The sequence below is a fragment of the Nocardioides sp. NPDC047086 genome (assembly GCF_040643685.1).
GTDB lineage: Bacteria > Actinomycetota > Actinomycetes > Propionibacteriales > Nocardioidaceae > Nocardioides.
The window spans coordinates 41,653-67,466 of the sequence record NZ_JBEYUV010000031.1 but is presented as its reverse complement, the minus strand read 5'-3'; the positions used below and the strand labels follow the sequence as shown (position 1 = coordinate 67,466).

Sequence of the window (25,814 nt, the reverse complement as noted above, 5' to 3'; positions counted from 1 at the left end):
ACTCAACGTCGCCACAGCTCACTCGGCGGACTCCCACCGATCAGCCGCCTGTGACCAACGTGTTGACCGGGTACAGCTAGGCGGAGGCGTGTCGAGACCAACACAGTCCCCTCGGCTCTCGATTCGACTGTGTTGGTCTCGACACGCTCGCTAGCGCTCGCGGCTCGACCAGCGGCTCAGCGGGCGGTCGCCGCCCCGCGGATCTCCGCCACAGACGTACGCTGCGCCCGCCCCGCCGCGAAGAGGCTGACCGCCACCGCGAGCAGGAGCCAGAGGACCAGGCCCCCGACCGGGACAGCGACCGCAGCACCGCTCTGCGCGACGACGACGCCGCGAAGCGCCTCGGCTGCGAGCGGGACCGGCAGGATGCCAGCGAGCGCACCGAAGGGCGCGGACGCGGTGGCGACGGGCAGCAGCCCTCCGAGGGAGACCAGCTGCAGGACGAGGAAGGCGAGCGAGATCAGCCAGCCACGGCGCTGGCCGGCGAGCGCGACCACGGCCTGGTGAACCGCGACGAAGGCCACCGCGGCGAGCGCCGCGATCCCGACCGAGCCGAGCGGCCGCGCGAGATCGGCACCCAGAACCCCGGCCGCGACCACGAGCAGCACCGCCTGTGCCAGCCCGACGAGAGCCGCCGGCCACAGACCGGCGACGGTGAGCCGGCGCGCCGTGAGTGCGTCCCGCAGCCGGCCGGCGGGGAACGCCGGACGGAGCAGGTAGATCGCGAGCGCACCGAGCCACAGCGCCAGCGCGATCACCGCCGGTGCCAGCCGGGTCGCCCCGGAGGTGGAGCTCGCGGAGGCGACCGAGACCTGCACGGGGTCGGCGACGACCTCGGCCTGCTTCTCGCCGGGAACCGCGATCTGCGAGGCGCCGTCGTCGAGACCCGAGGCCAGCGAGTCGGCGCCCTCGGTCAGCGAGGACGTCCCGGACGACAGCGAGTCGGCGCCGGTCGCGAGCTCCGCCGAACCGCTCTCGAGCTGCTCGGTCCCGGACGCGAGCCGATTCGCCCCGGAGGCCAGCTCGGTGGCGCCGTCGTTCGCCTCCCCGAGACCGCCGGAGAGCTCACGCGCGCCCTTGGCGAGCCGGGCGTTGGCGTCGGCGACCTGGGACGCACCGGAGGCGACCTTCCCGGCGCCGTCCGCCGCCGACGAGATCCCGCCGGCCAGCTCGGGAGCCGCCTGCGACAGCGCGGAGGCACCCGAGGAGACTTGAGCCGCCCCGGCGGCGAGCTGGTCGGCCTGAGCCCCACCGGAGCCGACCGCTGTGGCGGTGGCGCCACAGAGCTGCGGCTTGGAGGCCGCGAGCAGCGGATCGCTCGCGCACGCCTGCGCCCAACCCTTGGCGAGCTGGGTGTAGCCGTTCACTCCCTGCGACACCTGCGACGCCCCGTTCGCGAGCGAGGAGGTCTGCGACGGGAGGTCGGCGGTCGACCTCTCGAGCTGGTCCAGCCCGCTGCTGAGCTCGCCCGCACCGGCAGCCAGCGAGGACGCACCCTTGGACGCCTTGCCCGCACCGCCGGCCAACGAGCCCGCGCCCGCCTCGAGCCGCGCCGTCCCGCCGGCGAGCGTGTCGAGGCCACCGGCGACCTGCGAGGCGCCGTCGGCGGCGCCGGAGGCACCGGAACTGAGCTCAAGGGCGCCGTCGGCGACCTTCCCGGCACCGGAGTCGGCGGCGGCGGTGCCGTCGGCGAGCTCGTCGGCACCATCGGCGGCCGAGTCGAGGCTGGTCTTGAGCTTCCGGGTCTGGTGCCGCACCCCGTCGAGGTAGGTCGTCGTGACCGTACGCCCCAGGGTCGAGGCGGACTGCCGTGCGACCTGGCGGGCGATCTCGGCGGTCACCTCGCTGGAGGCGTCGGACGCCTCCACGCTGACCCGCCCGGCGCTCGGGTCGCTCCCCTGCACCCCGGACAGCGTCTCGGACAGATCCTTCGGGATCGTGATGACCGCGGCGTACTTGCCATCGGCATAGCCTTCCCGCGCGTCCTCCGCGTCGGTGAGTTCCCACCCGAGCGTGGGGCCGGCGGACGAGCCCGAGGAGGAGACGAGGTCCGCGGCGAGCGCGCGCCCGGCGTACACGGTCTGCTTGTTCTTCCCGCTCCCCGTCGTCACCGGCTCGTCGAGGTTGACCACCGCGGCGGGCACCTTGTCGAGATTCTCGCCACGGTCGCCGAGCGCGACGAGCGCGAGCGCCGTCACGACCACGGGCAGCAGGATCGCGGCCGCCACCAGGCGACGGCCCGACCACCAAGATTTCGTACGTGTCATCGAACTGTCTCCAGGTCAGCGACCGAAGCCGCGGGGTCGGTGAGCGCCGGGGCAGGTGACGTCCGGGCAGGCTCGGCATGAGCGAGCGCGTCCACGACCTGCGGTACGGCAGGCAGCGACGGCATCGCGAGGAGCACCGTCGTGCCGCGGGAGGTCAGCGCGGACAGAGCCGCGAGCTGACCGGGGTCGAGCGAGGTGGCGCTGTCGATCGCGACGAGCGCCGGGACACGACGGGCGCCCGCGAGATCAAGGGCGTCCGAGACGTCATCGACGAGAGCGGCCCGCGCCCGCACAGCGCCCGCCTCCTCCGGCAGCAGCCGGTCGAGCACGACCAGCCGTCCGGCGAACCCGAGCCGCCCGGTGATCGCCGCGAGCGCAGCCGATCGAGCGACCGGGTCGGACCCGTGGAGGATCCCGAGCCCACCCGGTCGAAGGCTGAGCGAGAGCGGCGCGAGCGCACCCGGCACCTCGACGTCCTGCGCCCGCACCGCGACCTCACCGTGAACGGCGACGTGGTCGGCGTGCTCGAGGTGGTGGACGAGCGCCTCACCCTCGATGTCGAGGACCGGCATCCGCCGGTCGAGCCAGCGCGGGAGCCACCAGGCGCCCCGCCCGAGCAGGGCGAGCACCGCCGGCACCAGCGTCATCCGCACCAGGAAGGCGTCCACGAGCACCCCGACGGTGAGGCCCAGCGCCATCGGTTTCACGATCGGGTCGCCGTTGGGGACGAAGGCCGCGAAGACGGCGATCATGATGATCGCCGCGGCGGTGACGACGCGGGCGCTGGCGGCGAACCCGGTGTCCACGGATCGCCGCGCGTCGCCGGTGTGGACGTAGTCCTCCCGCATCCGTGAGACCAGGAAGACCTCGTAGTCCATCGCGAGCCCGAAGAGAACGCCCATCAGGATGATCGGGAAGAACGCGATCACCGGCCCGACCTTGGCGACGTTCAGGAGATCGGCGCCCCAGCCCCACTCGAAGACCGCGGCGACCACCCCGAACGAGGCCGCCACCGACAGCACGTAGCCCAGGGTCGCCTTCAGCGGGACCGCGATCGAGCGGAACACGACGGTCAGCAGGATCAGCGACAGCCCGACGACGACGGCCCCGAAGGGCAGGATCGCCCCGGAGAGTCGCGCGCTGACGTCGATCGCGACCGCGGTCTGCCCGGTGACCCTGACGTCCTCGATCCCGAACCGCTTCTCCAGACCACCCGAGTCGGCGCGGATCTCCTTCACCAGGTCCGCAGTCGCCGGATCGCTCTTCTCGGTGGTCGGATAGATCACCACGAGCCCGAGGTCGGCGGTGCGGTTCGGCGTGGCCAGCGCGACCTTCTGCACCCCGTCATAACCCCCGAGCGTCTTGCCCAGAGAGTCCATCACCCCGATCGGGTCGGTGGTGTCGATGATGTCCGCGGTCACGAACAGCGGCGCGTTGTAGCCGGGCCCAAAGTCACGGCTGATCAGGTCGTACGTCTCCCGCGGAGCGGTCCCCGGCTCGGCGCTGCCGTTGTCGTTGAGCCCCAGCGCGAGGTCGCGCGCCGGGATCGCCAGGACGGCGATCACCAGCAGCGAGAGCACGATCGTGACGACCGGGACCCTGGTCACCAGCCGCACCCACCGGGCCCCGAGGGTGACCGCCTGAGGCTGCCCCTCCGCGGGAGCCTCACGCCGGGCCACCCGAGACCCGGGCTTGGGCCGGAGCCGCTCGCCCGCGACCGCGAGGAGCGCCGGCACCGCGGTGAGCGCGACGAGCACCGCGACCAGGACGGCCGAGGCGGCTGCGTACCCCATCACCGCCAGGAACGGGATGCCGGCGACCACGAGGCCGCACAGCGCGATGATGACCGTGACGCCCGCGAAGATGACCGCGCTGCCGGCGGTGGCGACCGCCCGGGCGATCGACTCCTCGACCCCGAGCCCGGTCGCGAGCTGGCTGCGGTGCCGGGCGATCACGAACAGCGCGTAGTCGATCCCGACCGCGAGACCGATCATCAGCGCCAGGGTCGGGGTCGTGGCCGAGATCGTGGTGACCGCGGCGACCGAGAAGATCCCCGCCATCGCGACCGCCACCCCGAGCAGGGCGGTCAGGATCGGCAGCCCGGCCGCCAGCAGCGACCCGAAGGTGATCGCCAGGACCAGCAGGGCGATGAGCAGCCCGATCGCCTCGGTCGCACTGACATGCACCCCGGTGACGGAGTACGCATCCCCGCCGATGTGGAGCTCCAGCGACGACCCTTCGGGCAGCTGCGCGGCCTCCTCCAGCTCCGAGGTCACGCCCTCGGGGAGCTCGTCGAGCCCGACGTTGAGCTGCACCGTCGCCAGCGCGTCCCGCCCGTTGTCGCTGACGGTCCGGCTGTCCTTCGCGACGGGATCGGTGACCGTCGCGACGTGGTCGACCTTCTCGACGTCGGCGAGCACCGCCCGGATCTCCTTGCGGTGATCCTCGATCTTGTCCCCCTCGGGCGCGACGAAGACCAGCTGGGCCGAGGTCCCGGAGACCTCGGGGAAGCGCTGCGTGAGCGCGTCCAGCCCCTGCTGGGACTCGGTGCCGGGGATCGTGAAGTCGTTCTGCAGCTTGCCGCCGAGCGAGACGGTCAACGCACCCAGCAGCACGGCGAGCAGGAGCCAGAGCGCCAGCACGGTCTTGGCGCGGCGGGCGACCAGCCGGCCGAGGCGATAGAGGTAGGAGGACACAGTTCGATACATTAACGCATCCAATACAAAAACGTATCGTCGTGCGTATGTGAGGATTGCTACATGACCGAGGTGAAGGCCCCCAGACGACGTACGAACACCCGCGCACGACTGCTGGCCGCCGCCGTCGACGTCTTCGTCGAGCGCGGCGCGCGCCGGGTCACCGTCGACGACCTGGTCAGTGCCGCCGGCTACACCCGCGGCGCCTTCTACTCCAACTTCAACAGCGTCGACGAGGTGCTGCTGGCGGCCTTCAAGCAGGAGGCCGAGAAGCAGATCCAGGCCGTACGCGACGCCGTCGACAAGCACACCGACACCGGGTCCAGCGGCCTGCTGATCACCGCCGCCCTCGAAGCATTGCGGCCGACCCAGGACCGCTGGTTCATCCTGCAGAGCGAGGTGATGCTGCAGAGCCTGCGCGACCCCGACGCCCGCGAGATCAGCGCCGCCACCTTCGCCGCCCTCAACGCCCAGCTCGTCGAGGTCGTCGAGCTCGCCCTCGACCGGATCGACCGCACCCCGACCGTGCCGGTCGATCTCCTCGCCCAGACCGTGATGGGGGTGTTCCTGCACAGCCTCGCGCTGCGTACGGTCAATCCGGAGGACCCTCGGGCCGACCGGCTCCTCGACGAAGCGCTCCCCCAGGTCCTCGACGGCGTGTCTGTCCCCCGGTCCACCGGTCAGAGGTGATCTAGTCTGATTCCGGGGCTGGCTCTCGGACCGCCTCGCTGACCGACTCTTTGGGGGTAGTCACTATGGGCGCACCGACATGGGTGTGGCTGGTCACCGTCGTCGCGATCCTCGGCCTGCTCGGGTTCGACTACGTCTTCCACGTACGCAAGGCCCACACGCCCACACTGAGGGAAGCGTCCATATGGTCGGCGGTCTACGTCGCGATCGCGCTGCTGTTCGGTGTCGGCGTGCTGATCTTCGGCGGCGGCGCGATGGGCGGGGAGTACTTCGCCGGCTACATCACCGAGAAGGCGCTCTCGGTCGACAACCTGTTCGTCTTCCTGATCATCATGACGAGCTTCCGGGTGCCCCGCGAGGATCAGCAGAAGGTGCTGCTCTTCGGGATCACCTTCTCGCTGATCGCCCGCACCGGGTTCATCTTCGTGGGCGCCGCGCTGATCAACACCTTCGCCTGGGTGTTCTACCTGTTCGGGCTGATCCTGCTGTTGACGGCCGGCAACATGCTCAAGCCCGACAACAACTCCCACGGGGAGAACTTCGTCGTCCGCCTGGCCCGGCGGATGTTCCACGTCAGTGAGCACTACGACGGCGACAAGCTCTTCACGGTGGAGGACGGCAAGCGCATCCTCACGCCGATGCTGCTGGTCATGGTGGCCATCGGCGGCACCGACATCCTCTTCGCCCTCGACTCGATCCCGGCGATCTTCGGCCTCACCCAGAACGTCTACATCGTGTTCACCGCGACCGCGTTCTCGCTGCTGGGCCTGCGCCAGCTCTACTTCCTTCTCGACGGTCTGCTCGACCGGCTCATCTACCTGTCCTACGGGCTGGCCGCGATCCTCGCCTTCATCGGCGTGAAGCTGATCCTGCACGCCCTCCACGAGAACAACATCCCGTTCATCAACGACGGCGATCCGGTGCACGTGGTCGAGATCAGCACCGGCCTGTCCCTGGGCGTCATCCTCGGCGTACTCGTCGTCACCATCGTCGCCTCGCTCTTCAGCAAGCGCGGCCGCGCGAAGAATGCCATCGCCAACGCCCGCCGCCACGCCGCCGCCTACCTCGACTCGGAGTACACCGCCGATCCCGCCGAGCGCGAGCGCATCCACAACGCCCTCCTCGCCGAGCGCGACACCATCGTCTCCCTCGGCCCGAAGTACCTGGAGATCGCCCGCGAGGAGACCCCGCTCATGGAGCTCCTCGAGCGCGCCCTCGCCAGTCACACCGCCGCCGTCGAGCGCGGCGAGGCCACCCCCGCCGGCCCGCCGAAGATCCTGCGCGAGGAGTAAGCAAGACCCCTCACCAGGCATCGTGCCTGGTGAGGGACTCACCGTGTCCCGCGCGCGGCCGAGCCCACCAGGCTACGAACCCCTGGCGGCCCTCGCCTGCCACCGATCCAGCACCACAGCCAGGATCAGCAACAGGCCGACGACGATCTGCTGCGTGTAGCTGGACACACGGATCAGGTTCATGCCGTTGGACAGCAGCACCAGGAACAGCGCACCCACGCTGACGAACGCGAGGCGTCCCTCGCCACCGAAGAACGATGTGCCTCCGAGAACGGCCGCAGCGATTGACATGATCAGATACTCCGACCCGAGGTTCGGTTCGCCGGAAGCCACCCGCGCGGTGAGCAGGAGGCCTCCCACCGCCGCGAGCCCGCCGGCCAGGGTGAACGCGATCGTCTTCGTCCGGACGACCGGGACGCCGAGCAGACGCGAGGCACTCTGACTGCCGCCGACGGAGTAGATGTAGCGACCGAGCTTGGTCCAGTACAGGAGCACGTGGAGCGCGCCGACGAAGAGCAGCGCGATCGCGAAGGAGACCGGGACAGGTCCGATCGATGAGTACCCCAGACTGCTGGTGAAGCCCTCTGGTAGGCCGCTGATCGGACTGCCGTCAGATAGCAGGAGCGCCAAGCCGAACGCCAAAGACGCGGTCGCGATCGTGACGATGAAAGACGGCACGTTGAAGACCGAGGTGACGAGGCCGTTGATCAAACCGATCAGCAGACCGGTGGCCAAGCCCGCGAGCACACCGGCGAGAGCGCCCACCGCGCCTTCTCCGACGTTCGTCATCACCGTCGCCGACACCACACTGGTGAGAGCAATGTTCGACGCCAGCGACATGTCGATCTCGGCAGTCAGCAGGACCAGCATCTGTGCTGTCGCGAAGAGCAGCAGGAACGACAGTTGCCGGGAGAGGTTGATGCCGTTCGCGCCGGAGACAAAGCGCGGCTCCACGATGGCGAAGAGTGCCACCGCGATGACCAGGAGCACCGGGAGCAGACCGACCTTCAGCATTCCTCCTGTCGCCCGCGACCGTGGCGCCCCCTGCTTCTTCGGCACGGCGTCCATGGCCGATGCGTCTTGCTGCGTAACCGTGTCAGGCTGAGCGGTCAACGTAGTCACCTCCCGCGGCCTCCTGCGGCCGGCTAGTTCCGAAAAATGCGTTCACGACGTTGGATTCGGTTCGTTCCTCACCACGGAGGTCCGCGACGATGCGTCCCTCGCTTACCACGTAGATTCGGTGGGCGACGCCTAAGAGCTCCTCGGTGTCCGAGGAGATCAGCAGCACGGCCTTGCCGGCCTCGACCAACTTCTTCATATGCTCGTAGACATCGACCTTGGCGCCGATGTCGATACCGACCGTCGGCTCATCGAACACGTGGACGCCGAAGTCTGCGGCGAACGAGCGGCCGAGAAGGGCCTTCTGCTGGTTGCCGCCCGAGAACCAGCGGATGCCCAGCTTCAGGTTCGCGGGCTTGATGCGAAGCGCCTGTACCGCCTGGGCGTTGTACTCCTCGACCTTGCGCCTGCTCAGGAAGCCGTACCGAGTCACCGAGCCGGTGACGACCGGACCGAGCGCGAGAGACTCGGCGAGAGTCGCAGTAGGCACGAGGCCCTCGCTCTTACGGTCCGGCGGGTAGTACATGAGGCCCTGCTCCATCGCCTTACGGGGACTGGGCTTCATGAGCCGGACACCGTCGATCTCGATTGACCCGCGGTCGAGCCGCTCCAACCCGAAGCAGGCGCGGCCGAGCTCGGACTTGCCGCCGCCCACGAGGCCCGCGATCCCGACGACCTCGCCAGCACGGACCTCGATGCTTGCCTCCTGGAGACAGTCGCTCGTCGCTTCCTTCACGCGCAGTCGGGTCGGCCCCGGCTGCGCGGCGATGTGCGGGAACAGCTTGTCCAGACTGCGTCCGGCCATCAGCTCGACCAAGCGCTGGTCGGAGACGTCGGCCAGCCGCAGAGTGTCGACCAGCTCACCGTCGCGAAGGACCGTGACGCGGTCGGCCAGGGCCCGAATCTCCGCGAGCCGGTGCGAGATGTAGACGATGCCGATTCCTTGGGCCCGCAGCTCCACGAGAATCCGAAACAGCTCCTCGGCCTCGCCATGGCTCAGGGAGGCAGTCGGCTCGTCGAGAATCAGGACGGGCGAGCGGTGGTAGAGCACTCGAGCGATTTCGATGAGCTGCATCTCCGCACGCGACAGGCCCGCCACCTTACGTCGGGGGTCGATCCGCAACCCCACCCGTTCGAGCGCCTCGCGGGCCTCGCGGAGCATGACCTTCTTGTCCAAGATGCGGCCGGCACGCACCCGCTCCTGGCCCAGGTGGATGTTGTCCGCGACAGACAGTGGGGGGATCAGGCTGAGCTCCTGGTGAACGGTGCCGATGCCCTCGGCAAGGGCGTTGGTCGGCGTGAGGCCGACAAGCTCCCGCCCGTCGAGTCGCACGGTTCCCTCGTCCGCGCGAACAGACCCGGAGATGATCTTGATAAGGGTGGACTTGCCCGCACCGTTCTCTCCCAGCAACGCATGGATCTCGCCGCGGTCGAGCTCGAAGGAGACTCCACTCAGGGCGCGAGCGCCCCCGTAGGTCTTGGACAGCCGCCGCGCTTCAAGAAGCGCTGGGGACTCTGTAGTAACCATCGTGGTTTCCTTTGTCCTCGCCTCAGTCGGCTTCAACGGTGAAGACCGGCTTCCAGCCCTCGGGCGCGAAAGTGGTCTCCGGAACGAAATCGCTGACCGGCTGCGCACCCTCGGTCTCCTTGCCGCACACCAGGTACGGCGCGGGGTAGGCGCGCTGCTTGTCCTCATCGAGCGGGATGCCCTGGAGCAGTCGGACGGTCATATCGATCGCGACCCTTGCCTGGACGGCCGGCTGGTCTGTCGCAGCGCAGGCCGCCTTGCCCTTCTCGATGTTCGCCAGCGTCTCCGGCATCATGTAGCTGCCGATGATCTGGGCGTTCTCGCCCAGACCCGCGGCCGCCGCGGCGTCGGCAGCGACCGCGTTGCCCGCGATGACCGACACTCCGTCGTTCGCCTGCAAGGCATCCTCGATCAGGCGCAGTTGTGTGTTCTTGTCGGTGTCGCCGTACTTGGTCTCGACGACCTCCACATCGGCATCCTTGACGGCGCCAGCGAACCCGTCGTTGGCGTCCTCAGCCCAGCCGGCTCCTGGCGGACCGGGGAACCAGACGACCCGCTCGCCGCTGTGGTGCGCGAGGTACTTGCCAACTGTCGTGCCGATACGACGCCAGCTGAGGACGGAGCGAGCGGTGACATCCTTGTTCGCTATGCCGTTGAGGGCATCGATGACCACGATGCCTTGTCCGATGAGCTCGTCCACCTTGGCATCGAGGCCGTCTGAGCTGATGGCGCCGATGACCACAGCGTCCGCCCCGCCTGCAACGCAGTCGTCGATCTGGCTCATCTGGGTGGACAGCTCGGTGTAACCGCCGGCCTCATAGAAGTCGAGAGCGACGCCCAGGCGGCGTGCCTCCTCGACCATCCCGTAGTTGACGGCTACCCAGTAGGAGTCGCTCAGATGGGGAACGACGGCACAGATTCGCCAGTCCTCGGTCACCAGGTCGCTCGGAATGGCGTTGTAGACACCGCTGATCGCCTCGCCCTCGCAGGCTGAGTCCTCGGTGCCCCGACAGTCGACGAACAATGACGGCGCCCACCACGGGTCGGCGTTCAGCCCCGCGCGAATCTCCTGAGGTGCTGCGTCGAACGTGCCCTGGCCCGCACCCTCGATGGGCTTGCTCGAGTCGAACTCCGGCACAGCGCGGTGACGGTCACCATCGGCGCTGCACCCGGCGAGTGCCAGCGCCGAGAGAACGAGCGCGGCGGCTCCCCTCAATGTCTTGGCATGCATGGCGTCTCCTTCATGAATTCCGTGGACCGACGAGGTCTGCACCCGAGTGCGCAGCGACATTGACCTGGTGCTGCCATGTCTCGGAGCGACCGGCGAGCCAGACGAGGGCGGACCGTACGTCCGTCAGTGGACGCGGCCAGCGGGTGCCGACCTTCCCGTAGAGACGCGAGTACCTCTGGGTGGCATCCGAGACACCTCGCTGACGCCGCTCCCAGGCCCGCAGACCGGTACGAACGTCGTCGTGCTGGGAGAGAACGGTTGCCATGGAAAAGCCGTTCACCATCGCGACGCACGCAGCTTGGCCGAGGTTCGGAGCCATCGCCGTAGCGGCGTCGCCGACGATCGCACCCCGGCCGTGGACCCAGCTGTGAGTCCGCACGTCGTGGAAGGCCGCCCATCGAGACTGGTCCGGGATCCGGTCGAGGTAGTGGCGGACATCTGGGAACGAGTCGCCCCAGGACTTGTGGTTGAACGGCTGCTGGCGACCCTCGAGGTCCTTGGCCGGACAGCAGGTGTAGATGTAGACCTCCTCCGGGGTGACCGGGACGATGCCGACGCGACGGCCACCGTTCCAGTACTCGAGCGCCTCCCCGGCGACGTCATCGGGTCCTCGCGGCACCAGGTGGCGCATGCAGCCGTCCTCGAGATCGCGCACGACGAGATCGAGGCCGAGTGCGCGTCTTACCGCGGAGTAGACCCCATCTGCGCCCACGACGAGGTCTGCCTTCAACGCCTCGCCCGTCTCGAGTAGTAGTTCCCCGTCGGGGGTGGCGCCCGCCACGGACGAGCCGGTCACGATATCGACGCCGGCGCGGCGAGCTGCTTGGGCAAGGGCCTGGTGCAACTCCGTCCGCTTGACGGTGACGAGCCGCGTGGACCCGTCCTTCATCCAGTCGTTCTGGATCGGGCGGCCGCGCTCGTCGAACAGACGCCAACTGTCGATTCGATCCCCGAGGCCGGCTGCTTCCTCGAAGGCGCCGATCTGCTCCAGCACACGAAGCGCGTTCTCCCAGAGAAAGATCCCGGCACCGATCTCGCGCAGCTGACTTCCACGTTCGTGCAGGCGCACCGACCAGCCTTGCTGGGCAAGAGACGTAGCAACGGTCAAGCCGGCCAGACCGCCCCCAGCGACCTCGGCATGGCGGATTGAAGACACAGGACCTCCTAGAGAAAACGAAGTGGTTCCGGATCCGAGATCACCGGCCCAAGATGACTTGAGAAGACTATTCAGGCGCAGATCACACCTGTCAAGGGTCTATTTCGTCGCGAGGTCGAGATCAATGGACAGATATCGTCATTGCGTCCTTGGTTTCCTGCGACTACCGTGACGTGCCATCACCCCCGAGATTCGAGGAGAACGTGCGTATGTCCAGTCAAGATGCGGCCGACCTGGTCCTTCTCTCCGACAAGGTCCTGTGGTTGAAGGAGGGCGCCCCGGGTGGACCAGGTTTCGTCGCCGTCCGGGACGGACTGATCTGCGGGGCGGGAACCCGCGAGGAGGCCGCGCGGTTCATCGGAGGCGCCACCATGGTTCGGGATCTGGGGCCCCGTCCGCTGGCCCCCGGCTTCGTAGACGTGCACGCGCACATGGAGGTTGCCTCGCGGATGCGCTATCAGACCGTCGACTGCCGTGCGCCCCGGTGCGGCACGATCCAGCAGGTGCTGGCGGAGCTGCGGGCGCACCTGGATGACGCCGTCGGCGGCTGGCTGGTCGGGCAGGCCAACCTGTTCTTCGACCAGAAGTTGGCCGAGAAGCGCCTGCCTACGCGCCAGGAGCTGGACAGCGTGAGCACCGAGGTTGCGATCGTCCTGCGAGCGGGCGGCCACATCAGTGTGCTCAACAGCCGCGCGCTCGAGCTCTCCGGGATCGACTCCAACTACCAAGCCGTCGATCACAGCATCACGGGTCTGCCCGCGGTCATCAGGGACGACAACGGCGAGCCGACCGGCGTGATCAAGGAGATGGACAACCTTCTGCCCTTGCCTCAGCTGGCTCGGGAGGACCTGCAGTCGGCGATCCGCGACGGCGTCCGTGACCAGTTCAGCCGGTTCGGGGTCACCACCATCGGTGAGATCTCCGAGAGTCTCGAGGGTCTCGCCGCGATGGACCGGCTTCACTTGCAGGGGGACCTGGCGACGCGGATCCGCCTCTACATGTGGGTGCCGGGCACCACGACCTTGGACTCGGCTTGCGCCATGGCTGCCGAGCCACCCTTGTCATCGCCGCTGGCGCTGCTCAAGATCCACGGCGTCAAGATGTTCGCCGACGGCGGCTACTCTGCCGCGAGCGCCGCGGTCAAGCGGCCCTACGTCCATGAGCACGGCTCATGCGGTGACGTAGCGCTGACCCCGGAGCAGATTGCCGAGGCGCTGCAGCGGACCGCCGCAGCAGGTCTACAGCTCGCCGTCCACGCCAATGGCGACCGGGCGCAGGAGGCGGTGTGCGAGGCGATCATTGCCGCCGGCGGGGTCCCCGACGGAGCCCCGACCCCCCGCATCGAGCATGCCGGCAACTTCCTACCGGAACCGGACGTGACCACGAAGTTGTGGGCAGATGCCGGGATCCACCCGGTCCCGCAGCCGGTCTTCCTGTACACGTTCGGCGACTTCTTCCCCACCTATCTCGGGGACTACGGTGCGCACGGCCGGTTCCCCTTCCGGGACCTCCTGGACCAGGGTTGGCCGCTGACGGGGAGCTCCGACGTGTGGATCGGGTCGGAGCAACAGGCCACGAACCCGTTCTTCAGCATCTGGTGCACCTTGGCGCGCCGCACCTTCTTCGGCGAGCTGATCGACGCTGACCAAGCCATCACGCTGACCGAGGCCCTGCGGATGCATACCCTCAACGGGGCACAGATTCTTGGCGAGTCACACCTGTATGGTTCGCTCGAGGTGGGCAAGCATGCGGACATGATCATCCTCGATCGTGATCCGTACGCCGTTGCAGTCGACGAGCTGCTCGACATCTCCGTGGACGAGGTGTTCCTCGCCGGCAGGAGCGTGTACTCGCGTGCAGGCTCCGCCGCTCGCGACGAAAGTTGAGGGACCTGTGGGTAGAAACAGCGAGCCGCTGTTCGACGGCATGCGCGGTCCGCACGCCTTCACCTTCCCGCCGACGCTGCCTGCCTTGCACGCGGACCTCGGAGACTCCGGGATCCACCTGTCCGAGCTCGACCGTCGGCTGGTGCAGATCCTCCAGCAGGACGGCCGCAGATCGTTCGCGGCTATCGCCAGAGACCTCGACATTCCCGAGAAGACCGCGCGCAGGCGTGTTCATGATCTGGTTGAGGACGGCGTCATCCACATCACCACGGTCTCCTATCCGAGCCTGCTCGGCTTCGGGATGATCGCCATGGTGGGGATCACCGTGGACCCGACCGCGCAAGTCAAGGACGTGGTGAGCTCTTTCGCCGAACTTCAGGCAGTCGACTACGCGGTGATCACGACCGGCCGCTATCACGCGCTCATCGAGGTCCTCTGCCGCGACCGCGACGAGTTGCTCCGTTTCGTCAACGAAGAGATCCCGCGCAGTGCCGGTGTCCGATCGGCCGAGGTCCTTCCGTACCTGGACCTGTACTACCAAGAGCCCGCCTGGGATGCCGCCCAGGCAAAACCCAAGAGCGCAGCAAGGTCGGAGCCGTGCCCAATGGACGCGGTCGATCACGAGATCATGCGCGCCCTTCACGGCAACGGTCGAGCGCCCTTCGCCCTGGTGGGTCAGCAAGTAGGTCTCTCAGAGTCCCAAGTCCGCAAGCGAGTCGCGCGACTGGTCGACGGGCAGGCGATGCGCATCACCGCGATCGTCAATCCACGCCGACTCAGCTTCGACACCGTGGTGTGGGTCGCCATCAAGGTCAAGAGCGAGCGTGCTCTCTCAGAGCTGGCCGACGAACTCACCCGCATCCCCTCGATCACCTACGTCGCCATCACCGCGGGGAGGTTCGACCTCATGGCCGAAGCGGTGTGCCGGACCACGGCGGACGTCATGCAGCTGCTGGACCAGGAGGTCAGGAACCTGGACGGCATCGCCGACACCGAGGTGATGTTCTGCCTCGACTTGTACTACCAGCCTGTCCATCTGCCCCAACCGCCGACGCCTGGCCCCGAAGCCCGCGACTGAATCCGAATCGATACCTTCTCGGCGGCGTGGCGTGGCTGATGACGAGCGTGGCGCTGTGCTCCCTCCAGCTCGCTTCCACGACTTCCGCCACGTTCACCCGGCCCTGGTCGACGAGAGCACCGACGAGCACGCGACGAAACCGAAGAAGGCCGCTGAAACCACGACCCTGCTAGCAGAAGAGTTAGCACGCGCCTTGGACTGGAGGCTCTATGTGGGCATGAAGAAGGCACCTCACCGGGCTTCTCGCCTGGCCAGGGACCTATCTCTCCCTCACACGTTCTGCGCGCCTGTAGGGATTCGAACCCCAAACCTTCTGATCCCGACGGGCCTTCGCGACCCAACACCCGAAGTTCGTGGAACCTCGGGATCTCTCGACGCAGTATTGGCTGCTGACCTGGCAGGACGCGCAATGATTGCGCTTGGGGCTTACCTCCGGATCATGGACACGCTGATCCATGGTGTCGGACCTGAAGAACCGGGGCGTGGCCGATGTGTGCATCGTGTGCTGTGACGGACTCAAGGGCCTGCCGGACTCGATCCGGGCGATCTGGCCCGACGCGACCGTGCAGACCTGCGTGGTCCACCTGGTCCGCAACAGCCTGCGGCTCTCTTCGCGTAAGGACTGACAGAAGGTGACCACCGGGCTGCGGCGGATCTACACCGCGCCCACCGTCACCGCCGCCGAGGCCGAGTTCGCCGACTTCACCGAACGCTGGGAAGAGCGCTATCCCGCGATGATCAACACGTGGCGCGACGCCTGGGACGAGTTCGCCCCGTTCCTGGAGTTCCCGCCCGAGGTCCGCAAGCTGATCTACACCACCAACGCGATCGAGTCCCTCAACGCAAGGTTCCGAGTCGCGACCAAATGACGTGGACACTTCCCCGACGAACAGTCCGCACTCAAGGTCCTCTACCTCGCGATCCGACACCGCGAGAAGAACAAGGGCAACAACCCCGCCGGCCGAGTCAATGGCTGGCAGCCCATCCTCAACGTACTATCGATGACCTACGGCGACCGTCTAGGTCTGAACTAGCCGATGACCGTTTACACAGAAAATCGGACAGCCCCGCGTCAGGACCTCACGATCCTGCGGGGCGCCGTGGGGACGCCGTTCTCGTTTGCACACCTGGCCAACCTTCCGCTCATCAGCCGCCGGCGCTACGCGTCGAACTGGCGAACGTCCAGCCCGACGCCTCGACACTCACACCCGCCCCCGAGAGGCCGCGCCGCCACCGCCAGATCGGCCGTCACGAGAGCGCCGTGCCGGTCGGGACCCGGAGAGCCCCGCGGCCCTAGATGTGTACAAATTTCCAACCTGGAGCCCCGCGACCCTTGACGTCCGGCCATATTGCATACAATCTGGTGTGAATCCCATCACACCAGGAGGAACCTGTGCGTAGACGAACCACTGCCAGCAGCGCGGTCATCGCAATCGCCGCAGCCACCGTCTTCGCCGGGTGCGGCGGCTCTGCCTCGCCAGGCTCCGGCGAAGGTGGCATCGAGATCTCGGTGACGCACCCCGAGGACCTCTATGGGGTCCCGTGGCTCGTTGGCCGCGAGCGCGGCTTCTTCGAGGACGCGGGCGTCACCATCTCCAAGATCGTCCCCGCCGAGGGCGGCGGCACGACGCTCCAGAACGTCGTCGCCGGCAGGCTGCCTTTCGGCGAGGTCGCCACCGGAGCCGTGGTCAACGGCTTCGAAGAGGGTGCGCCGATCCAGGTGATCGGCGGAGGTGTCCAGTCGGTCTCGGACGTCCTCTGGGTCGCCGAGACTTCCAGCAACCTCAAGGACGCCAAGGACACGGCCGGCACCACATGGGGCTACACCAACCCCGGCTCGGTGACCGAGGCGATGAGCCTGATGGTGCCGCAGGCCGCCGGGATCAAGGACGTCGAGACCAAGTCCACCGGCGGCATCGGCGCCGGCATCGCGCTCCTGGAGGCCGGCGACATCGACCTGGCCTACGCCCCGCCGCGCGTGGTCGCCGAACAGGGCGGCGCCCTGGGCGAAGTCGTGCGGAGCTCCGACTACGTCCCCGTCTACCAGCAGACCGTCATCGTGACCGGCCGCGACTACGCCGACGAGCACCCCGAGGAGGCCCGCGCACTTCTCGAGGGGTACGGCGATGCGGTCGACTGGATCACCGCGAACCCGGCCGAGGCAGCGCAGATGTGGGCCGCGGATAGGGAGATCGACCCGACCGTCGCCGAGCAGCTCGTCCAGGCCGCCGTGGAGGCGGATCACTGGAGCCCGGCCTTCAACGCCGACGCACTCCAGGCCGCCGAGGACGGCCTCGCCCTGACCGACGACATCGAGAGCGTGAACTGGTCGGAGATGGCCACGGACGAGTTCCTCTCCGAGGACAAGAGGGGGCAGCTCCCGTGAACGCCAGCACCAGCACGAAAGCTGGGGCTGAGGTCACCGTGCGGGGCGCCGGACGGCGCTTCGGCGACCTGGAGGCCCTGTCCCCGACGGACTTGACCGTCGAGGCCGGCTCCTTCACCGCACTGGTGGGTCCCTCCGGCTGCGGCAAGTCGACGCTGCTGGACATCATCGGTGGTCTGCAGACGCCCTCGACCGGTGAGCTCCGCATCGACGGTGTTCCCCAGCGTGGACCGCGCCGACAGTCCGGCATCATCTTCCAGGAGGCTGCGGTGCTGCCCTGGCGGACGGTGCTCGACAATGCCGCCTTCGCGCTCGAGACCCAGAGGGTGGCCAAGGCCGAGCGCCGCCGGATCGCCTTCGACACGCTGCGGCGGGTCGGCCTGTCCAATTTCGCCGGCCACTACCCCCACCAGCTCTCCGGCGGCATGCGTCAGCGGACGGCCATCGCCCGTGTGCTGTCGACCGAGCCTGACCTGATCCTGGCCGACGAGCCGTTCGGCGCGCTCGACGAGCAGACCCGCACCGTTCTCGGGTTGGAGCTCCTACGCGTGGTCCGGGAGGCCGGCACGACGGTGCTCTTCGTGACCCACTCGATCTCCGAGGCGGTGCTGCTGGCAGACCGGATCCTGGTCATGAGCGCGCGTCCAGGCACCCTGATCGACGACATGACCGTGGACCTGCCCGCAGAGCGGTCCCCGGACCTCCTCGGAGCCCCCGAGGCGGCGCAGCTGATCGAGCGGATCTGGCACCGGATCCGGGGCGAGGCCGAACGGGCGCTCGCAGAGCAGGGGGCGCGATGACCACCGCAGTCGTCGAGCGCCGCGCCGGCCTGTCTGTCCGGGGCTGGACCGTCGTACTCGGGGTCGCGGTCGCGGCCCTCCTGGAGCTTGCGCCGCGGGTCGGGATCGTCGACCCGTTCTCCGTCGTGCCGATCAGCGAGATGGCCATCGAGTTGACCGCGCTACTGCAGACGAGTGAGTTCTGGGCCTCCGCCCTGGCGCCCTCGCTGAGCGCTGTCGCGCTCTCGTTCGGGTTCGCCGTGGTGCTCGGCGTGGCGACCGGCATCGCCCTGTGGGAGATCCCCGCCGCGCGACGGGTGGTGGAGCCGTGGTTGACCGTCTACTACGCGATCCCGACCTTCGCCCTCTACCCGCTCGTGGTCGCCGTCATGGGCGTCGGCCTGGGGCCGATCGTGCTGCTGGGCACGATGTTCGCCATCGTCGCCGTGATCACATCCACTCTTGCGGGTCTCGATGCCGTCCCAGCCACCGTGATCCGGCTCGCCGACTCGCTCCAGCTGAGCACCTACCAGCGGGCCACCAAGGTGCTGGTGCCGGCCGCGCGGCCGTACATCATCACCGGGTCGCGGCTCGCCCTCTCCTATGCCCTCATCGGCGTGCTGGCCAGTGAGTTCGTGCTGTCCACCACCGGGTTGGGGCATTTCATCTCGCGCGCCTACAACGACTTCGCCTTCGCTGACATGTACGCCGGCGTGCTGCTGGTCCTGCTCCTGGCAGGCGCCGTCAACGCGTTGTTCGCCACGTTGGGCAGCGGAGAAGCCGGAGTGACACGATGACCGTCACCACCTCCCTCAACACGCACGCCCAGCGCGGCGCACCCAGCGGGAGGATCGGCCGGGTCCTGGGCGGTTTCGGCACACTCCTCGTGGTTCCCGCGATCATCCTCGTGCTGTGGGCCGTCGTCGCGGCCTCGCTGCAGAGCCTGGTGTTTCCCGGACCGGTCGAGTCCGCGCGCGGACTGTTGGCCGACCTGGAGCGCCCGGAGTTCCTGGCCGGCGTCGGAACGTCGGTCCGGCTGCTGGTGGTCGCCTGGCTCGGGGCGGCGGTGATGGGCGGCCTCCTCGGCTTCGTGCTCGGCCAGTCCCCGTTCTGGTCGCAGGTGTTCCAGACCCCCCTGTTCGCGTTCTACAGCATCCCGAAGGTGACCCTCTACCCCGTCTTCCTGCTCCTGATCGGACTCGGCGAGCCGAGCCGGATCGCCTTCGCGTTCTTCCACGGTGTCTTCCCGATGGCACTGCTGGTGATGGGGGCGACCGCTGGTCTCGACCGCCGGCTGGTACGGCTCGCCGACGCGCTGCAGCTCAGCCGGACGCAGCGCGTGCGCATGGTCATCCTGCCCGCGCTCCTGCCCACCGTGCTGATGGCGCTGCGCATCAGCTTCGGTCTGACCTTCCTCGGCCTCGTGCTCGCCGAGATGTTCAGCGCGAACGTCGGTCTGGGCCGGGAGCTGGTCAACAACGTCGCCCAGGTCCGGGTCGACCGCATCGCAGGGCAGATCGTCCTCATCGCGCTGATCGCGCTGGGACCGGTCCTGACGATGCTCGCCATCGAACGACGTATTCGTGCCCGGATGGGCATCCGATGAGCCCGGCCGAGGCCGCGCCCGATCTCGAGGAGAACTCCATGACCGACCGATCCACGTCCACCGGGCCCCTGGCCGGCCTGCGCGCGCTCGAGATGGGCCAGCTCATCGCCGGCCCGTTCTGCGGCCAGCTGCTCGGCGACCTCGGCGCTGACGTGATCAAGCTCGAGGACCCCACCAGCGGCGACCCGATGCGGCAGTGGGGCCGCGAGCGCCCACAGGGTCAGTCGCTGTGGTGGTCGGTGGTCGGCCGCAACAAGCGGTCGGTCACCTGCAATCTTCGCACCCGCGAAGGCCAGGACATCGCCCGGCGCCTTGCCGAGCGCGCTGACATCCTGATCGAGAACTTCCGGCCCGGAACACTCGAGCGCTGGGGCCTCGGCTACGACGACCTGGCGGCCGTCAACCCGCGACTCATCATGGTTCGCGTGTCCGGTTACGGGCAGACCGGTCCGTACTCCCAGCGTGCGGGGTACGGCTCCATCGGCGAGGCCATGGGCGGCCTGCGCTACGTCGTCGGCGACCCCTCGACCCCGCCGAGCCGCACCGGCATTTCGATCGGCGATTCGCTCGCCGCGACCTTCGGTGCGCTCGGCGCGCTGGCGGCACTCCAGGAGCGGCAGCGCACCGGCCGTGGACAGGTGGTCGACTCCGCGATCTACGAGGCGGTCCTCGCGCTGATGGAGTCGACCGTGCCGGAATACCAGCAGACCGGCTACGTGCGGGAGCGCACCGGCCCGATCCTGCCCAACGTCGCGCCCAGCAACGTCTACCCGACGGCCGACGGGGGCTGGATCCTGATCGCCGCCAACCAGGACACCGTCTTCCGACGCCTGGCCCGGGCCATGGGTTCACCGGAGCTCGGGGAAGACGAGCGGTTCGCCACGCACACCGCACGCGGCGAGCGGCAGGCCGAGCTCGACGACCTGGTGGCCCAGTGGACGGCGACCATCGACACGGCCGAGCTGGAGAAGATCCTCGAGGGCCACGCCGTGCCGGTCGGCAAGATCTTCCGGGCGCCGGACATGCTCGCCGATGAGCACTACCGCGAGCGCGACGCGATCGTGGAGGTGCCGCACGCCAAGCTCGGCACCGTGGCCATGCAAAACACCTTCCCGCGGTTCAGCCAGACTCCCGGCTCTGTGCGATGGCCCGGACCGGAACTCGGTCAGCACACGGTCGAGGTGCTCCGCCAGGAGCTCGGCCTCACGCTCGACGAGATCACTCGCCTGCAGCAGGAGGGTGCGGCATGAGCAGGCTGCCTCCGCCGCCTGCCAGCATCCGGGTCGTGGAGGTCGGCCTGCGTGACGGACTGCAGGCGGTCCTCGACCCCGTCCTGAGCACCACGGACAAGGTGGAGGTCGTCCGCCTCCTCATCGACGCCGGCGTCCGGGAGATCGAGGCGGTCTCCTTCGCCCACCCCAAGGTGCTGCCGCAGCTCGCCGACGCGGAGGCGCTGATGGCCGCGGTCCCCCGCGTGCCCGGCGTCCGCTACCGCGGACTCGTCCCCAACGAGATCGGAGCCCGCCGGGCCGTCGAGACCGGCCTCGACGAGATCGTCCTCGTCGTCTCTGCCGACGATGAGGTGAGCGTGCGCAACCAGGGCCGCACGGTCTCCGACATGCTGGTCGAGCTCGAGGGTGTCAGCCGCCTCGTCGAGCACAGCGAGTCTGACCTGCTGGTCGGCGTGGCCTGCGCCTTCTTCGCCCCGGCCCGGGGACCGGTTCCGTGGGCAGAGACGCTGCGCGTGGTCGACGCAGCCGTCGACGTGGGCGCAGCCGGCCTCTACCTCGCGGCCACCTCGGGCATGGAACACCCCTACGAGCTCGCCGAGGGGCTGGTCCGGGTCCGCGAGCGGCATCCACACCTGCGGCTCGGCAGCCATCTCCACAACCGCAACGGCTTCGCGATGGCCAACGCGCTGGCGGCGATGAGCGCGGGCGTCGACTGGCTCGAGACGTCCTTCGGCGGCCTCGGCGGTGACATGTGGTTCCCCGGTCACCCCGATGTGCTGGGCAACGCGCCGACCGAGGACCTTGTGCACCTGTGCGACACGGTCGGGGTCGACACCGGCATCGACCTGGCTCGCTATCGTGAGGTGGTGGACTTCGTAGCACGACTCACCGGGCGTCCTTCGGTCTCCTTCGTATGTCGAGGCGGCACTCGCGACGAGCTCGCGTCGGCCGCCTGGCCGGAGCAGTCATGACCCTCAACGGCGCAAGGCGGTCCGACGCCACGGGACAGGCCTACAGCCAGCTCTCAGAGCTGATCGCCGGGGGCGAGTTCGAGCCTGGTGCCCGGCTCAAGGAATCGGCGCTCGCCGACCTGCTCGGCGTGAGCCGGACTCCGGTTCGGGAGGCCCTCCGGCGGCTCGCCGCCGACGGGCTGGTGGAGATGCACCCGAACCGCGGCGCCCAACTGGTGTCGTACACGCCGCAGGAGATCGCGGACATGTTCTCGGTCCGCGTCACCCTCGAGCCCCAAGCATCCGCCCTGGCCGTTCCACGGCTGGATGCCGATGGCCTCGCCGAACTCACCGAGCTTGCCGACCGGATGGCGGCGCTGGTCCGCGGCGAGCGCGACCTGCAGAGCGTCGGCGAGCTCAACCGCGCGTTCCACGAGCGGTTGCTCGAGGCCAGCGGCAATCGGGCGCTGATCGCCGCAGTGCGCGCCGTTGTACGTCCGGCCGTCGTACACCGCACCTTCCACCAGTACTCCCCCGAGGCACTCGCCCGCAGCATGGCTCACCACCAGGAGATCGTCGCAGCCGCCCGAGAGGGCGATCCCGAGTGGGCCAAGTCCGTCATGCGCACCCACCTCATCGCCGCTCGGCACACCGCTACCGGTGGGGCGTCCTGACCCACGTTCACGAACCGAGCCGGCCTCTCGCGCGCGGTCTGAGACGGCCGTGAGCCCACTCTTCGTCTCCGCCTGTCCGGCGACTCACCGGCCGGAAGCACCGACAGTCATGCGGGACATCGCCACGTACTGCGCGGCAAGCTCGGGAGGCGAGAGAGCCCCGCCGGGGTGATACCACTGGGCGACACCCGTGCACATGGTCACCACGGCGCGACTCGACTTTCGCGGGAACGGCGTCGTGAACACGTGCTGTTCGGCACCGGCGAGGATGATGTCGTCCATCAGGCGTTGCTGACGATCTCGTGCGGCGATGTGCGCGGCGCAGGCCTCCGGTTGCACGGCCCTGAGACCGCAGGTCGTACAGCGTCTGCGCAGGAACCCCCAGGTAGTGGGCCAACTGCGACAGCGTCAGCACCTCCGTAGGAGAGTGCAAGAAATGAGTGATTCGAGCGTGGTTCGTATCCATGCACCTCAGGTGCACGAGCCCCGCCGAGGGCCTCCGAGATGCAAAGCCAGCCCGAGTGGTGATCCGAACTGGCTAGTTTGTGGTCAGCCTGCATGTCCGTCTCCTCCGAGAGGATCTGGCGCATCCTGCCTGACCTGCATGTTCTGCGCGCCTGTAGGGATTCGAACCCCAAACCTTCTGATCCGTAGGCACTTGAGCCCCGTCCGCCGGGGTCCGGTCCACGCTCAGCGCCACTCCCTGGCGGGCTCGATTTTCCGGAATCGTCCGGGATCATCCGGGGACCCTGTTAGCAGAAGCGTTAGCAACCTCCCCCACACGCTGGGAGTCTGTGTCGCGGGGGCGGAGCGTCACCCGTTCCGGCACCTGGCCCCCTTGGCGGGGGTCTGGGGGCTTGCCCCCACGCTGCCCAACATCACAGATCCTAGAAGCGTCGCGGGGAGTGTTCCTGCCGGTCAGCAGCGCCCCCTCCCCTCGTCATCAGCCAAACAACTGGCTCCGTATGGGTGGTGAGTGGCATCTGCTACTCGATCGCGAAGCTAAGGAAGCTGATGGCACCGACGGCCAGGTACGCGCCGATGGCGAGCACGACTGATCCGAGCAGGATGATGCCGACCCATCGCCACGGTCCGGTTGCCTCGTGGAGCAGCGTGCGTATCCGTCGGATGCACCAGCGCATGACGAGGACGAGGACGAGAACCAGGACGACGGCGGTGACGGTCAGAAGCACGGGCGGCACGGTAGCTGTGGCACGTGGCGGATGGGACGGGTTCGGCTGATCCGTTGAGCTGCTGTGGCTGGAGAGTGAGCGCTTGGTCTACGGACTGGGCGCTCTTCTTCATTTGCGCGGCACGTAGGGGGACCGGCCGCCAGGCCGCACGCCCCCGGAGGCCGCGCACGCGGCCGAAGGCCGCCTTGAGTCAGTAGAGAAAGTTCTCACGAGTCCTGAATTGACGCAGCCTCCCGGACAGACGCTGGGACGGCTGCGAGTCCACGTGCCGCGAAGTGCTTCAGGCGTACGGTCCCGCATCTTGGGTACGTCAGTCGGGATCGCCACCACGTGATACCGGGCATCGACTTCGATGGCGGGCTTGAGTGGCGTCGGGAGGATGCACTCACGGACCCACGAATGGACGGAGGTCTGATGCACCTGAAGAGCATCCACTTTAAGGGGTTCAAGCGATTCACCGACCTGGCAATCTCGGAACTGCCTGAGGCTGCCAAGCTGATCGTGATCGCTGGCCCGAATGGCTCGGGCAAGTCCTCCATCTTCGATGGGCTCAAGACTTGGCACTGGGTCAATGGCGGGGCTGGCAACAGCTGGGATGAGACGTACGGAGCCAAGGTGGGATCCGAGTCCATTGGGTGGCCCGCACGCGTTCAGGTCGAGTTTCACGAACCCGTCCCCGCTGGTGAGATCGAGCGAAAGAAACTTGTATACATCCGCAGCGCCTTCCGAAACGAGGCGGACTTTAACGTATCGGGTATTTCGAGGCTTAAGTCACCCTTGGACACCCCGCGCGTTTCTCGACTAATCGACGCAGACATGAGCGTGTCCGACAATTATCAGCGTCTCATTCTCCAGACTCTAGACGGCGTCTACAGCGATGAGTTGCCCGCGGATATGACGCGCCTGGAACTGCGAGATCGGATCATCGGACGGGCCCGTGAATCGTTGGCCAGGATATTCACCGACCTGCAACTCGACGGCGTCGGCGGGGTAACTGCCGGCTCAGATGCCGTCGGAACCTTCTACTTTTCGAAGGGCTCATCCAAAGGCTTCCTGTACAAGAATTTGTCCGCTGGAGAAAAGGCATGCTTCGACCTAATACTCGACGCCGTAGTAAAGAGTGAGTACTTCGACAACTCGATCTGGTGCATTGACGAGCCAGAGACTCACCTGAATACGCGAATTCAGAGCGCACTTCTGGAAACATTGGTTTCACTCATTCCCGAGAACTCTCAACTCTTGCTCGCCAGCCACAGCATCGGGTTCATGCGAAAGGCATGGGAATTGGCCAAGGAAAGCCCTGGCGAGGTCTGCTTTGTTGACATGCAGGGAAAGGATTTTGATCAGCCTGCATCAATTCGGCCAGTTAAGCCGTCGCGTGACTTCTGGTCGAAGACCTTGGAGGTCGCCCTTGGCGACCTAGCACACCTTATGGCACCAGAGCGAGTCGTTCTGTGTGAGGGTCGCGTGCCTCACGGGAACGACACCGGAAATAGTGAGTTCGACGCATTCTGCTATCGCCAGATATTCGCCGAAGAGTTTCCCGACACAGACTTCCTGTCAGCAGGCAACAGCAAGGACGTCTCACAAGACCGCCTTGAAGCAGGACGGGCAATTCAAACGATCATGGCTGGGACGACGCTAATTCGAGTGATTGATCGGGACTTGCTCAGCGAGGAGGAGGTCACCGAACTGAAGGCGGCCGGAATCAGAGTTCTTAGTTACCGAAACATTGAGTCATATCTGCTAGCGGACGACGTGCTGAAGAAGCTGTGCGAAGAGCTGGAAGAGCTCGACAGGGTAGACGACGTCATCAAGTGGCGGGACGACCTTATAGACAAATCCGTCGCGCGCGGACATGATCGAGATGACTTCAAGCAGATTCTCGGCGAATTCTACAACAAAGCTCGGAAAGAGTTCTCGATTGTTAACCCCGGAAGCAACGGGCGAGCATTCGCGAAGTCGGTACTCGTTCCGCTGATTTCGCCCGGCATGGCAACATATGACCAACTCAAGGACGATATATTCGGTTCGTGAATTGGAGCGCCCAT

20 protein-coding genes and 1 pseudogene are annotated in these 25,814 nt (G+C 67.5%); 13 read left to right on the top strand and 8 right to left on the bottom strand.

Annotation, left to right across the window (positions count from 1 at the left end; translation table 11 throughout):
* Positions 1–176: 176 nt before the first annotated feature.
* Together ABZ796_RS20725 and ABZ796_RS20720 are read right to left on the bottom strand one after the other, a co-directional pair.
* Positions 177–2,267, bottom strand: a complete 2,091-nt coding sequence (locus ABZ796_RS20725) for a YhgE/Pip family protein (RefSeq protein ID WP_357339401.1) — start codon at positions 2,265–2,267, stop codon at positions 177–179.
* A complete protein-coding gene (locus ABZ796_RS20720; RefSeq protein ID WP_357339399.1) occupies positions 2,264–4,975 on the bottom strand; it encodes an MMPL family transporter in 2,712 nt (903 codons plus the stop codon). Before ABZ796_RS20720 ends, ABZ796_RS20725 begins: the two co-directional genes overlap by 4 nt.
* Before the next feature lie 51 nt (positions 4,976–5,026).
* Between ABZ796_RS20720 and ABZ796_RS20715 the strand changes: the two genes are divergently transcribed.
* Together ABZ796_RS20715 and ABZ796_RS20710 are read left to right on the top strand one after the other, a co-directional pair.
* Positions 5,027–5,653 (top strand): TetR/AcrR family transcriptional regulator, encoded by a 627-nt coding sequence (locus ABZ796_RS20715; RefSeq protein WP_357339397.1) that lies wholly within the window; start codon positions 5,027–5,029, stop codon positions 5,651–5,653.
* A 65-nt stretch (positions 5,654–5,718) separates the two neighbouring features.
* Positions 5,719–6,945, top strand: a complete 1,227-nt coding sequence (locus ABZ796_RS20710; protein ID WP_357339396.1) for a TerC family protein — start codon at positions 5,719–5,721, stop codon at positions 6,943–6,945.
* A 72-nt stretch (positions 6,946–7,017) separates the two neighbouring features.
* Here the strand turns inward: ABZ796_RS20710 and ABZ796_RS20705 are convergent, their stop codons facing one another.
* The 4 genes from ABZ796_RS20705 to ABZ796_RS20690 form a co-directional block, all read right to left on the bottom strand.
* Complete coding sequence (locus ABZ796_RS20705; RefSeq protein ID WP_357339395.1) at positions 7,018–7,935, bottom strand: ABC transporter permease; 918 nt, start codon at positions 7,933–7,935, stop codon at positions 7,018–7,020.
* A gap of 106 nt (positions 7,936–8,041) precedes the next feature.
* The gene (locus ABZ796_RS20700; RefSeq protein ID WP_357339394.1) at positions 8,042–9,592 is read right to left on the bottom strand and encodes a sugar ABC transporter ATP-binding protein; all 1,551 of its coding nucleotides are present in this window, start codon (positions 9,590–9,592) and stop codon (positions 8,042–8,044) included.
* 22 nt (positions 9,593–9,614) lie between these two features.
* Entirely contained in the window at positions 9,615–10,823 is a 1,209-nt protein-coding gene (gene torT / locus ABZ796_RS20695; RefSeq protein ID WP_357339393.1) for a TMAO reductase system periplasmic protein TorT, read from the bottom strand.
* Between the two features lie 10 nt (positions 10,824–10,833).
* Entirely contained in the window at positions 10,834–11,979 is a 1,146-nt protein-coding gene (locus tag ABZ796_RS20690) for an NAD(P)/FAD-dependent oxidoreductase (RefSeq protein WP_357339392.1), read from the bottom strand.
* 209 nt (positions 11,980–12,188) lie between these two features.
* Between ABZ796_RS20690 and ABZ796_RS20685 the strand changes: the two genes are divergently transcribed.
* The 10 genes and pseudogenes from ABZ796_RS20685 to ABZ796_RS20640 all read left to right on the top strand — a co-directional run bounded on the left by ABZ796_RS20685 (position 12,189) and on the right by ABZ796_RS20640 (position 22,570).
* Positions 12,189–13,865, top strand: a complete 1,677-nt coding sequence (locus ABZ796_RS20685; protein WP_357339391.1) for an amidohydrolase — start codon at positions 12,189–12,191, stop codon at positions 13,863–13,865.
* Positions 13,834–14,943, top strand: a complete 1,110-nt coding sequence (locus tag ABZ796_RS20680; RefSeq protein WP_357339390.1) for an Lrp/AsnC family transcriptional regulator — start codon at positions 13,834–13,836, stop codon at positions 14,941–14,943. The genes ABZ796_RS20685 and ABZ796_RS20680 overlap by 32 nt, the downstream gene beginning before the upstream one ends.
* Before the next feature lie 455 nt (positions 14,944–15,398).
* A pseudogene (locus ABZ796_RS20675) lies at positions 15,399–15,812 on the top strand (transposase).
* A gap of 524 nt (positions 15,813–16,336) precedes the next feature.
* Positions 16,337–17,329 carry an ABC transporter substrate-binding protein gene (locus ABZ796_RS20670; protein ID WP_357339389.1) on the top strand — a complete coding sequence of 331 codons (993 nt, stop codon included), beginning with the start codon at positions 16,337–16,339 and terminating at the stop codon, positions 17,327–17,329.
* Entirely contained in the window at positions 17,326–18,129 is an 804-nt protein-coding gene (locus ABZ796_RS20665) for an ABC transporter ATP-binding protein (protein WP_357339388.1), read from the top strand. Before ABZ796_RS20670 ends, ABZ796_RS20665 begins: the two co-directional genes overlap by 4 nt.
* Complete coding sequence (locus tag ABZ796_RS20660) at positions 18,126–18,905, top strand: ABC transporter permease subunit (protein ID WP_357339387.1); 780 nt, start codon at positions 18,126–18,128, stop codon at positions 18,903–18,905. Before ABZ796_RS20665 ends, ABZ796_RS20660 begins: the two co-directional genes overlap by 4 nt.
* Complete coding sequence (locus ABZ796_RS20655; RefSeq protein WP_357339386.1) at positions 18,902–19,714, top strand: ABC transporter permease subunit; 813 nt, start codon at positions 18,902–18,904, stop codon at positions 19,712–19,714. Before ABZ796_RS20660 ends, ABZ796_RS20655 begins: the two co-directional genes overlap by 4 nt.
* Before the next feature lie 38 nt (positions 19,715–19,752).
* Entirely contained in the window at positions 19,753–20,964 is a 1,212-nt protein-coding gene (locus ABZ796_RS20650) for a CaiB/BaiF CoA-transferase family protein (RefSeq protein ID WP_357339385.1), read from the top strand.
* Positions 20,961–21,917 (top strand): hydroxymethylglutaryl-CoA lyase, encoded by a 957-nt coding sequence (locus ABZ796_RS20645; RefSeq protein ID WP_357339384.1) that lies wholly within the window; start codon positions 20,961–20,963, stop codon positions 21,915–21,917. The genes ABZ796_RS20650 and ABZ796_RS20645 overlap by 4 nt, the downstream gene beginning before the upstream one ends.
* Positions 21,914–22,570: a GntR family transcriptional regulator gene (locus ABZ796_RS20640; protein WP_357339383.1), complete on the top strand. Its 657-nt coding sequence runs from the start codon at positions 21,914–21,916 to the stop codon at positions 22,568–22,570. The genes ABZ796_RS20645 and ABZ796_RS20640 overlap by 4 nt, the downstream gene beginning before the upstream one ends.
* An 84-nt stretch (positions 22,571–22,654) precedes the next feature.
* Here the strand turns inward: ABZ796_RS20640 and ABZ796_RS20635 are convergent, their stop codons facing one another.
* On the bottom strand, positions 22,655–22,909 hold the full coding sequence (locus ABZ796_RS20635) for a hypothetical protein (RefSeq protein WP_357339382.1): 255 nt from the start codon (positions 22,907–22,909) through the stop codon (positions 22,655–22,657).
* 647 nt (positions 22,910–23,556) lie between these two features.
* Positions 23,557–23,763 (bottom strand): hypothetical protein, encoded by a 207-nt coding sequence (locus tag ABZ796_RS20630; RefSeq protein ID WP_357339381.1) that lies wholly within the window; start codon positions 23,761–23,763, stop codon positions 23,557–23,559.
* Between the two features lie 414 nt (positions 23,764–24,177).
* Between ABZ796_RS20630 and ABZ796_RS20625 the strand changes: the two genes are divergently transcribed.
* Positions 24,178–25,800, top strand: coding sequence for an AAA family ATPase (locus ABZ796_RS20625; protein WP_357339380.1), 1,623 nt, complete (start codon positions 24,178–24,180; stop codon positions 25,798–25,800).
* Positions 25,801–25,814 lie beyond the last annotated feature (14 nt).